Source organism: Meiothermus hypogaeus, assembly GCF_003574035.1.
In the GTDB taxonomy this organism is placed as follows: Bacteria; Deinococcota; Deinococci; order Deinococcales; family Thermaceae; genus Meiothermus; species Meiothermus hypogaeus.
The window spans coordinates 20,888-31,080 of the sequence record NZ_QWKY01000040.1; the positions used below are offsets into that span (position 1 = coordinate 20,888).

The window sequence follows — 10,193 nt, forward strand, 5'->3', positions numbered from 1 at the left end:
GTCTCGTATGCAGCGGCTTGCCCTAATAGGGGTCTCCCAGCGACGGGGGGGCGTCGAGGCGCTGACCCAGTGGAGCCACTGGTGGCAGAGCCAGGCTCCGGGCGTCTTTGAACTGGCCGAGGAGTGGGTGCTTGTGCTCACCTGCAACCGCTGCGAGGCGGTGCTGGCGCTAAAGGAGGGGGTGAGCCTCGAGTTCGCGCGGCAGGCCCTGATACCACCGGAGCTTCCGCGGGGCTACGCCTACCTGGGGGAGGCGGCCCTGGAACACCTGGCCCGGGTAGCTGCCTCGCTCGACTCGGTAAATCCGGGCGAAGACCAGATCATGCGACAGGTACGGCAGGCCTTTGAAACTGCCCAGCAAGCTGGTACGGTGGGCCCGCTAACCCGCTTTGCTTTTCAGAGCGCGCTCAAAATTGCCAAGCGGGTACGGCGCGAGGTCGCCCTGGCCCCGGCCCAGACCTCGCTGTTTAGCCTGGCCCGGCCCGCCCTGGAAGCCCTTCTGCCCCGTCCGGCTAAAGTAGCGGTGGTGGGCACCGGCGAGATGGGCAGCCTGGCAGCCCGCAGCCTGGCCAGCCTGCCGGGCATTGAGCTCTGGCTGGTTAATCGAACCCCCGAAAAGGCCCGCCTGCTGGCCGAGGCGCTGGGCGCTCGGTTCATGTCGTTGCAAGACTTTCAGGCGCACCCCCCCCTCCTGGATGCCCTGGTGGCGGCTACGCCGGTGGCGGGGCTTTTGGATGCCGGTTTTTTTCAGGGGCAGCCCAGGCTCAAGGCCGCGGTGGACCTCGGTATGCCCCGAAACATCGTCCCGGAGGCTGCCAGAGGTGTGGTGCTCTTTGACCTGAACCTTTTAGAACGGCTGGGTGAGGAGCGTCGCACCCGCCTGCGGGCCGACCTGGCCCGGGCCGAGATGATTGTGGCCGAGGAGCTGGAGCAAGCAGTGGCGGACTGGCTCGAGCGTGCCATAGCCCCCGCCATTACCCAGATGCGCGAGGCCTACCGCCGTACCCTTGCCGAGTGGGTGGGAGCACAGGTAGCGCCCGAACTCATCGAGCAGTTGGCCCACCGCTTCGCACATTTCCCAGTCAAGGGTCTGCGCGGGCTGGCCCGCAGGCACGGCCCTGAGGCGGCGGAGCATTTTTTGCAGGAGGCGGGCCTTTTGGAGGTGGGGCGTGGTTAGCGTGCGCATTGCCACCCGGGGCAGCCGCCTGGCTTTATGGCAGGCGGGTTGGGTGAAGGCGCAGCTCGAGCGCCAGGGCGCCCGGGTGGAACTGGTGGTGGTGGAAACCCAGGGCGACCGCGTGGGTCTGCCTTTTGCCCAGATGCAAGGGCAAGGTTTCTTCACCAAAGCAATACAGGATGCGGTTTTGCGCGGCGAGGCCGATCTGGCGGTGCACTCCTACAAAGACCTGCCGAGCGCCCGTCCGGAAGGGCTGGAAGTGGCCGCCATACCCCCGCGCGAAGATCCCCTCGAGGTCCTGCTCGTCCGCCCGGAAGCCCTGGATGAGCAAGCCGATAAGCTTCCCCTCCGCGCAGGGGCTCTGGTAGGTACCAGCGCCGTGCGCCGCCAGGCGCAGATTCAGGGGCTAAGGCCCGACCTGAGCATCCGGGAGTTGCGCGGCAATGTGCCGACCCGGGTCGAGAAGCTAAAGCGAGGCGAGTATGACGCCATCCTGTTGGCCCACGCTGGTCTCAAGCGGCTGGGCCTGGATCTGAGCGGACTGTACGCAAAGGTACTGCCGCCCACCCTGGTGGTGCCGGCCCCGGCCCAGGGGGCCCTGGCCCTGGAGTGCCGCTCGGACGACCTTCACCTCAAAGCCCTGCTGCAATCCCTGGACGACCCCCAGGCCCGCCGCACGGTGTCGGCCGAGCGAGGGCTCATGCAAAAGCTGGCCGGCGGCTGTCAGCTGGCCCTGGGGGCCTGGGCCCAGGAAACCCAGGGGGGTTTGGCGCTTACCGCCTGGTATGGGGGACAGCTTTACCGGGCCCTCTCCACCACGCCCGAGGCGGTAGCGGAAATCGTTTTTCGGCAAATTCGCACAGAGAACCCGGAGGTAGTATGCGAATCGCCCTGACCCAGTCCGAAGGCCGCTTGGCGGGCCTGCAAGAACGCCTGGAGGCGATGGGCCTCGAGGTGCTGCGAATACCTCTGGTACAGACCCAAACCCTGCAGGCCTCGCTGTCGCCCCTTAACGAGTGCCGCTGGTGGCTTTTTACCAGTGTGGCGGCGGTGCAGGCGGTGCTTGCGCTGGGGGGAAGCCTGAAGGGCCGCTCGTTGGGGGCGGTGGGTGAGGCCACCCGGCAGGCCCTGGGAGACGCTGGAGGCAGGGTCGAGTTGGTCGCGCCTGAAGAAACTGCCGAAAGCCTGGCCGAAGCCTTTTTGGCCCTGAAGCCTTTTGGTTTTGTGGGTCTGCCTCAGGGCAACCGGGCCAGGCCGGTGCTGGCCCGCCGTCTGCGCGATGCCGGGTATGAGGTGCGCAGCGTGGTGGTTTACCAGACCCAAACCCGGCCCTGGCCCGCCGGTCTTGCGGCCCCCGACCTGGTACTCCTGACCAGCCCGTCGGGGGTCGAGGCTTTGCCCGAGGAGGTGGGCCTCAAAGCCCATCTGCTGGCCCTGGGCCCGACCACGGCTGCAGCCCTGAGCGAGCGGGGCTTTGCCTGCACAAGCGTGTCCAGGCCCAACGTGGAGGCTATTTTGCAAACCATCGAGCATATTCGAGGTGAAACATGCCCAAGCTGAAAAACCCTGAATCCTTGGCCCTCGAGGCCCCCCTGGAGCTTGCCCTGCGCCCCCGACGGCTGCGCTCCGGCGCGGCGCTGCGCGAAAGTGTGGCCGAGACCTACCTGCGTCCCGACCACTTCATTGCTCCGTTTTTTCTGATGGCAGGGCAGGGTCAAGAACCCATTGCCGCCCTGCCGGGGGTACAGCGCTACGGCCTGGAGGCGTTTTTGCGCGCAGCCGAAGGCACCCTGAAGCTCGGGGTGCGCTCCTTGCTTTTGTTTGGTGTCCTCCCAGAAGAAGCCAAAGACCCCCTGGGCCGAAGCAGCGCCGACCCCCTGGGCCCGGTGCCCCGGGCCATCCGGGAAGTCCGCCGGGCCTTTGGCAACGAGGTGGTGATTTATACCGACGTCTGCCTGTGCGCCCATACTTCCCACGGCCACTGTGGACTGCTCAAGGAAACCCCCAGAGGCCTCATGATCGACAACGACCGCTCGCTGCCCCAGCTAGCGGCCATGGCCCTTACCCACGCCGAAGCAGGAGCCGATTTTGTGGCCCCCTCCGACATGATGGATGGGCGGGTGGGTTATCTGCGCCGCGCCCTCGACCAGGCCGGTTTTACCGAGGTGGGCATCCTTTCCTACGCTGTCAAGTATGCCAGCGCCTTTTATGGTCCGTTCCGCGAAGCGGCCAAGAGTGCGCCCAGCTTTGGCGACCGGGCCAGTTATCAGATGGATCCCCGCAATGCCCGCGAGGCCCTGCGGGAAGCCGCCCTCGATGAGGCCGAAGGGGCCGATATGCTCATGGTGAAACCTGCTCTGGCCTATCTGGACATCCTGGCCCGCCTGCGGCCTCAAACCCGGTTGCCGCTGGTGGCCTACAACGTGAGCGGCGAGTATGCCATGCTCAAAGCGGCGGCCCGAGCAGGTGCGCTGGACGAGGCCCGGGCGGTGCGCGAGACCCTTCTGGCCATCAGGCGGGCTGGAGCCGACCTGATCATCAGCTACCATGCCCAGGAAGCCCTGGCCCAGGGCTGGATCTAAAGGAGGAGGGTTTGGCACAACGGTTGAACAAAAGGCGTTGGCCCGGCGGCTGGGTCTGGCTGGCCTTTGGGCTGGTGGTGGGCTTTTTGCTGGCCCAGGTGGCCTGGTGGCTTATCTTTCAGCGCAACTACATCCAGCAAAACATCGAATATGCCGAAACCGCCTGGCTCCAGGAAGCAGCCCTGGTGCAGCAGCTTTGGGCCGCCACCGCTCCCGAAAAGCGCGAAGCCCTCAAGCAGGAGCTCAGGCAGGTATTTCCCCACCTCGAGGTCGAGGAGGAGCGGGTTTATGTAAACCCTGAGCGGCTTCAGGCTTACCGCAGCGAGCAGATGCGCTACTTGCGCATGTTCTCCTACGAGGGGCCGTTTTTCTTGGCCGTCATGCTCCTGGGGCTCTACATCATTGGGCGCAGCCTGCGCAGGGAGCAAGAGTTTAAACGCCGCCAGCAAAACTTCCTGATGGCCGCCTCGCACGAGTTCCGCACCCCCATCAGCACCCTTCGCCTGCTGGCCCAGACCCTGCAAATGCGTGAGCTCTCGCGCGAAAAACAGCTCAGCTATCTGACCCACATGACCCACGAGATTGACCGCCTCGAAGACCTCTCGGAGCGCCTATTGGCGACCTCGAGGCTGGTACAAGGTTTGGGCCAGATAAAGCCCGAACGGCACGACCTGAACCAGGTTGCAGGCCGATGCCTGGCCCGTCAGCAAAGTACCCTGATGGCCCGAGGTGCCACCCTGCACCTGGAGCCCGCTCCGGTTCCCCTTCCGGTAGACCTCGACCCCGAGGCCTTTAGTCTGGTGCTATCCAACCTGCTGGACAACGCCGTGAAGTACAGCCCACAGCCACAAAAGCCGGTCTGGGTGCGCCTGCGCCGCGAGGGCGAGCAGGCCGTGCTCGAGGTCGAAGACCGCGGGGTGGGGCTTTCAAAGGGCGATCTGCAGCAAATTTTCGAGCCTTTTTTTCGCGTGGGCGACGAGCAGACCCGGCGCACCCGTGGTCTGGGTTTAGGGCTTTACCTGGTCAAAAACATCACCGAGCTGATGGGCGGACGGGTCTGGGCCGAGGCCTTGCCCCAGGGCAGCCGCTTTGGGCTTAGCTTTCCCCTGGCCGAAGCCCACAGCCCCGTCCCCGAGAGGAGGCCCGCATGAAGCCCAGGGTGCTACTAGTCGAGGATGAACCCGCGCTGGCCGCCGCCCTGGCCGACAACCTCGAGGGGGAGGGTTATGCCGTGGAAATTGCCCCCGATGGCCACACGGCCCTCCGGCGCTGGCCGGACTGGAACCCCGATCTGGTGGTGCTCGACGTGATGCTGCCGGGCCTCGACGGCCTTCAGATCTGCCGGCAAATGCGGGCCCTCGGCCACACCACCCCGGTGCTCTTCCTCTCGGCCAAAGGGGCCCCCGAAGAGCGGGTGGAGGGTCTCCAGGTGGGGGGCGACGACTACCTGGCCAAGCCTTTCCACCTTCCCGAGTTTCTTTTGCGGGTCAAAAACCTGCTGCGCCGCCGGGCCGAAGCCCCCGTTGCAGAGTATGCCTTTGCCGGGCACCGGGTGGATTTTCGGGGCTGGACGGCTTACCTGAGGGATGGCCGCAAGGAAGCCCTGGGCGAACGCGAGATGGCCATTCTGCGCCTGCTGATTGAGCGGGCTGGCCAGGTGGTGAGCCGCGATGAGATTCTTGACCGGGTTTGGGGCCAGGAAGTCTTCCCCAGCAGCCGCACCATTGACAACTTTGTGGTGCGCCTGCGCCGTTTGTTCGAGCCCGACCCGGCCCATCCGATGCACTTTCATACCGTCTGGGGCGTGGGCTACCGCTTCACCCCCACCCCCGAACCCAGGGCCGAGGCCAACCCCACCAAGGAGCAAGCATGAACACCCTGAATCAAACTTCGTTGTTCCTGCGGGCGGCCTGGGGTGAGGATACCCCCCAGGCCCCCATCTGGCTGATGCGCCAGGCCGGGCGCTACCTGCCCGAGTATCGCGCCATTAAAGCCCGGGCTAGCTTTTGGGAGATGGTGCGCACACCTGAACTGGCCGCCGAGGTCACCCTGCAACCCCTACGCCGCTTCCCGTTGGACGCGGCCATCCTCTTCAGCGACATCATGACCCCGCTACCGGCCATGGGGGTACACATTGACTTTAGCCCCGGGCCGGTGGTAGCCGAGCCCCTCCGCACCCAAGCCCAGATAGATGCCCTCCGGCTCCCAGAAGCCCAGGAGATTGCCCCCTATGTGGCCCAGGCTATCCGCCTGGTGCGGCGCGAACTGACCGGTAAGCCGGCGGCCCTCATCGGCTTTGGCGGGGCCCCCTTAACCCTGGCAACCTACCTGGTGCAGGGCAGCGGCTCCAAGGACTACGAGGACTTCAGGGCCTTTCTACGCCAGGAACCCACCCTGGCCCACCGTTTGCTCGAGCGCCTGACCGAGCTTTCCATCCGCTATCTGCGCATGCAAGTGGAAGCGGGTGCCCAGGCCATCCAGCTTTTCGACTCCTGGGCGGGCCTGCACGACCTCGAGGCCTACCGCACCTTTGGTCTGCCCTATAACCAGGCTGTTCTATCTGCGCTGACAGACTTAAACGTGCCGCGCATCTACCTGGCCGTTGGGGCGGCTCACCTCTACCCTGCACTGGCCCAGCTATCCTGCGAAGCCGTCAGCGTGGATTGGCGCATGAGCTTAGCCCAGGTGCGTCCTTTTTTTCCAGCCCACACCCTGCAAGGTAACCTCGACCCCGCTATTTTGCTGGCCCCACCAGCGATCATTACCCAGGAAGCCCATAAGGTGCTGCTGGCCGGGCGGGGGGGGCCCCACATCTTCAACCTGGGCCATGGGGTTATCCGAACCACGCCCCCGGAACACGTAGCCCATCTGGTGGAGGTGGTTCAACAGTTCAACCGACACACCGAGGAGCCTGCATGAACGAGAAAGAATCCCGTGAGTACAAGGAAAAAGAAACCCGGCGCATGGTAGACCTGGATCCGGCGGGGCTCATCAGCCGCAAGGCCCCCGACCAGGCCAAGCGGCAGTTCATGAACTACGCCTTTTACAAGCTGGATCCCGCCTTCCGTCGCCAGAGCCCCGAGTTCGTGGAAGCCGCCAAAGCCGAGTTTGCCGAAGTTTGCGAGCGCTGGGCCAATCGGGGTGAGGGTTTTATCCTGCGCACCTATAGCCTGGTGGGTACTCGAGCCGATGTGGACTTCATGCTCTGGCGCATCAGCTTCCAGGTGCCCGATTTCCAGGCTATGCAGCGCGATCTCAACCGCACCGCCCTGGCCGGCTACCTGAGCCAGCCCTACTCCTTTCTCTCCATGCAAAAGCGTTCCATCTACGTGGACCGCTTCAACCCGGAGGGCGAAGGCGTACACCTTTTGCCCGGGCAGGGGCAGTACCTGTTTGTGTACCCTTTTGTCAAAACCAGAGCCTGGTATGACCTATCGCCCCAGGCCCGCCAGGGCATGATGGACGAGCACATTTTCGTCTCAGCTCCCTTTACCGGGGTAACCCTCAACACCTCGTACTCTTACGGTATCGACGACCAGGAGTTTGTGGTGGCCTTCGACTCCAACTATCCCCAGGAGTTTGTAGATCTGGTGCAGCGCCTGCGCTTCACCGAGGCCAGCCTCTACACCCTGCGCGACACCCCCATGTTTACCTGCATCAAGAAAGGCATCCGCGAGGTGCTGGAAGACCTGGCCTGAAAAGGCTATGGCTATTTCTTTGATCCACCAGAGGTTTCAGCATGAACGTACTCCTGATGGCCTACGGCACCCCTTACCGACCGGAAGAAATCGAACCTTACTACACAGACATAAGGCGCGGGCGCCCACCCAGCCCAGAGCTACTGGACGAATTGGCCGAGCGCTACAACCTGATTGGGCGTAGCCCCCTCAGCGAGATTACCTATGCCCAGGCGGTGCGCCTCGAGGCCGCGCTGAATGCTACCCTTCCTTTGTATTCAAAGCCCTTTCAAAGCTCCCCTGGGCCCCGGGTCCAGGGCCCCGCACGGGTTTACCTGGGTACCAAGCACTGGCACCCGTTCATCGCCGAAGCCGTGCAGGCCATGGCCCAGGATGGGGTTCGGCAGGCCGTGGGCATTGTGGCCGCGCCGCACTTTTCTTCGCGTAGCATCGCTGAGTACCGCGAGAAGGTCGAGCACGCCCTGGCCGAGCTGGGGCATCCCTTTACCTTTAGCCTGGTCGAAGCCTACCCCGACCATCCGGGCTATATTCAGGCCGTATCAGGGCGGGTCGGCGAGCAGATCTGGCGTTTGCGCGAGCCGGGGCGGGCGCTTTTCCTCTTCACCGCCCACTCGATTCCGGAAAAATCGGCCCAGGATGGCATCTATCAAGCCCAGGTGCGCACCACCGCCGAACGGGTGGCCGAGTCGCTGGGTCTGGCCCACTGGGACGTCGCCTGGCAGTCGGCGGGTCGTACCCCCGAGCCCTGGATTGGCCCCGACATCAACGAGCGCCTCGAGGCCGCCGCAGCCCAGGGCTATGGCGAGGTGGTGGTAACGGCCGTGGGCTTTCCTTCAGATCACCTCGAGGTCTTCTACGACCTCGACTACGAAGCCCAAAACACCGCAACCCGCCTGGGCTTGCGTCTCTTGCGTACCAGAAGCCTCAACGCCGACCCCGACTACATCGAGGTGCTGCGGGATCTGGTGCTTTCTGCCTGGGCCCGGCTTCCCCAGGCGCAGGTGGTTTGATGCGACTGGCGATTGTAGGGGGTGGGGCTGCGGGCCTGTCGGCGGCCTATTATGCGCGGCAGGCGGCCCCCGACCTCGAGATTACCCTGCTCGAGGCCGATACCCGCCTGGGCGGCAAGATTACTACCGTGCGAGAAGGCGGCTTTGTGCTGGAGGGAGGCCCCGATGCGGTGGTGCGCTACAAGCCCTGGGCCCTAGCGCTGATGCAAGACCTGGGCCTGGAAGCCGACCTGGTCAGCACCCTTCCAGCCCGCCCTTCGGCCCTGATCCACAACGGGCGCGAGGCCCTACCGATTCCCCCTGGATTGCAGATGGTGGTACCGGGCGACCTAGGCGCCTTGGCCCGAAGCCCCCTCCTGAGTCCCTTCGGCAAGGCACGAGCAACTTTGGACTTGCTCATACCTAAAGGCCCCTCGCACGACGAAGCATTTGGCCGCTTCATCAAACGCAGGCTGGGCCGGCAGGTTTGGGAACGCCTGGTGGCCCCTTTGTCGGGGGGCATCTACGGCGGCGATCCGGCCGAGCTTTCTACCCTGGCCGCTTTCCCGCAGCTCAAGGCGCTAGAGCAAGAGCATGGCAGCCTCATCCGAGGCGCCATGGCCCAGCGCAAAAAGCGTGGTACCCGCGAAGCCGGACAACTCTTTGCCTCGCTCAAAAGCGGTCTGGGCGGCCTGGTCGAGGCCCTGCAGGCCCGCCTGGAGGGGGTGCACATTCGCCTGGGGGCCAGCGTAACCGGCCTCGAGCGCACGCACATCTGGCGCCTGCATACGCCCGCAGGTGCGCTTGAAGCCGAGGCCATAGTGCTGGCAACCCCGGCCGCGGTGACGGGAAGCCTGCTCGAGGCCCTGCACCCCGAAGCAGCCGCCGCACTGCGGCAAATCCCTTACGGCGAATCGGCGACCGTTAGTCTGGCTTTTGATAAAAAGCAAATTCCCCCCAGGGTCGGCCACGGGCTCCTGATGGCTGCGAATCAGGGCTTTGCGGCCCGCGGGTTTACCTGGACCGACCAAAAGTGGTCGGGCCGCGCCCCTGAAGGGCTGGCTCTGGTACGGGCCTACTTTTCTGGCATCAGCGCCCCGGAACCCGAGCTCATCCGGCTGGCCCTGCAAGACCTGCACAGGCTATGGGGAAAAGCACCCCATCCGCTGCACACCTGGGTTTTTCGTTGGCCAGAGGGCCTGCCGCGCTATACGCTGGGACATCAAACCCGGGTCGAGAGGGCCCTGCGAGCCGAAGAACTGCCTGGCCTCTTCCTGGCGGGTGCAGCCTACTACGGGGTGGGATTGCCGGAGGTGATCCGCATGGGCCAGTCTGCCGCACATAAAGCCGTTGGTTTTTTGCAAGGAATTAGCCAGGAGCAGGTGCCCATCTAGCCGCCCAATCGTGGTTCTGTCGGCCCCGAGTGCACAAGAAGGCGTAATCCCGCGTAAGGCCAGTACAGGGTTGGTCTTGCCTTGCCTGCGGCACATTTTGTAGGTGCTTGTTCGCAGTGGCTGGAGCTAATTCTGCCCGTATCTCGCTGGGCTTTGGCTGGGTTATACCGGATTCAAAAAGACAGTTTACAAAACCAAAAACACTAGAGGCTGTCTTTTTGAATCCTAAGTACACTCACGATAGACTTTTACTATGGGAAACTTTCGGTACATTGAGTTGAGCAGCGAAGAGGATGAGCGGCTGAGGGCCATCGAGCAGAGCCCGCACATGAACAAGAAGGTCAGGCTGCGCA

The 10,193-nt window shown here is 64.2% G+C and carries 10 protein-coding genes; all 10 read left to right on the forward strand.

Annotated elements, in window-relative coordinates:
• Positions 1–7 precede the first annotated feature (7 nt).
• From Mhypo_RS10925 to hemG, 10 genes are read left to right on the forward strand one after another with little or no spacing between them, the layout of a single operon-like run.
• Entirely contained in the window at positions 8–1,177 is a 1,170-nt protein-coding gene (locus Mhypo_RS10925) for a Rossmann-fold NAD(P)-binding domain-containing protein (protein ID WP_119341328.1), read from the forward strand.
• Positions 1,170–2,072 carry a hydroxymethylbilane synthase gene (gene hemC / locus Mhypo_RS10930; protein WP_119341329.1) on the forward strand — a complete coding sequence of 301 codons (903 nt, stop codon included), beginning with the start codon at positions 1,170–1,172 and terminating at the stop codon, positions 2,070–2,072. The genes Mhypo_RS10925 and hemC overlap by 8 nt, the downstream gene beginning before the upstream one ends.
• The gene (locus Mhypo_RS10935) at positions 2,057–2,737 is read left to right on the forward strand and encodes a uroporphyrinogen-III synthase (protein ID WP_119341330.1); all 681 of its coding nucleotides are present in this window, start codon (positions 2,057–2,059) and stop codon (positions 2,735–2,737) included. The genes hemC and Mhypo_RS10935 overlap by 16 nt, the downstream gene beginning before the upstream one ends.
• Complete coding sequence (gene hemB, locus Mhypo_RS10940; RefSeq protein ID WP_119341331.1) at positions 2,725–3,759, forward strand: porphobilinogen synthase; 1,035 nt, start codon at positions 2,725–2,727, stop codon at positions 3,757–3,759. The genes Mhypo_RS10935 and hemB overlap by 13 nt, the downstream gene beginning before the upstream one ends.
• A gap of 23 nt (positions 3,760–3,782) precedes the next feature.
• Positions 3,783–4,910: a sensor histidine kinase gene (locus tag Mhypo_RS10945; protein WP_119341332.1), complete on the forward strand. Its 1,128-nt coding sequence runs from the start codon at positions 3,783–3,785 to the stop codon at positions 4,908–4,910.
• A complete protein-coding gene (locus Mhypo_RS10950) occupies positions 4,907–5,632 on the forward strand; it encodes a response regulator transcription factor (RefSeq protein ID WP_119341333.1) in 726 nt (241 codons plus the stop codon). Before Mhypo_RS10945 ends, Mhypo_RS10950 begins: the two co-directional genes overlap by 4 nt.
• Positions 5,629–6,678 (forward strand): uroporphyrinogen decarboxylase, encoded by a 1,050-nt coding sequence (gene hemE / locus Mhypo_RS10955; protein WP_119341334.1) that lies wholly within the window; start codon positions 5,629–5,631, stop codon positions 6,676–6,678. Before Mhypo_RS10950 ends, hemE begins: the two co-directional genes overlap by 4 nt.
• Entirely contained in the window at positions 6,675–7,457 is a 783-nt protein-coding gene (locus Mhypo_RS10960) for a chlorite dismutase family protein (RefSeq protein WP_119341335.1), read from the forward strand. The genes hemE and Mhypo_RS10960 overlap by 4 nt, the downstream gene beginning before the upstream one ends.
• Before the next feature lie 41 nt (positions 7,458–7,498).
• On the forward strand, positions 7,499–8,467 hold the full coding sequence (gene hemH / locus Mhypo_RS10965; protein WP_119341336.1) for a ferrochelatase: 969 nt from the start codon (positions 7,499–7,501) through the stop codon (positions 8,465–8,467).
• Positions 8,467–9,840, forward strand: coding sequence for a protoporphyrinogen oxidase (gene hemG, locus Mhypo_RS10970; protein WP_371862131.1), 1,374 nt, complete (start codon positions 8,467–8,469; stop codon positions 9,838–9,840). The genes hemH and hemG overlap by 1 nt, the downstream gene beginning before the upstream one ends.
• The last annotated feature ends 353 nt before the right edge of the window (positions 9,841–10,193 follow it).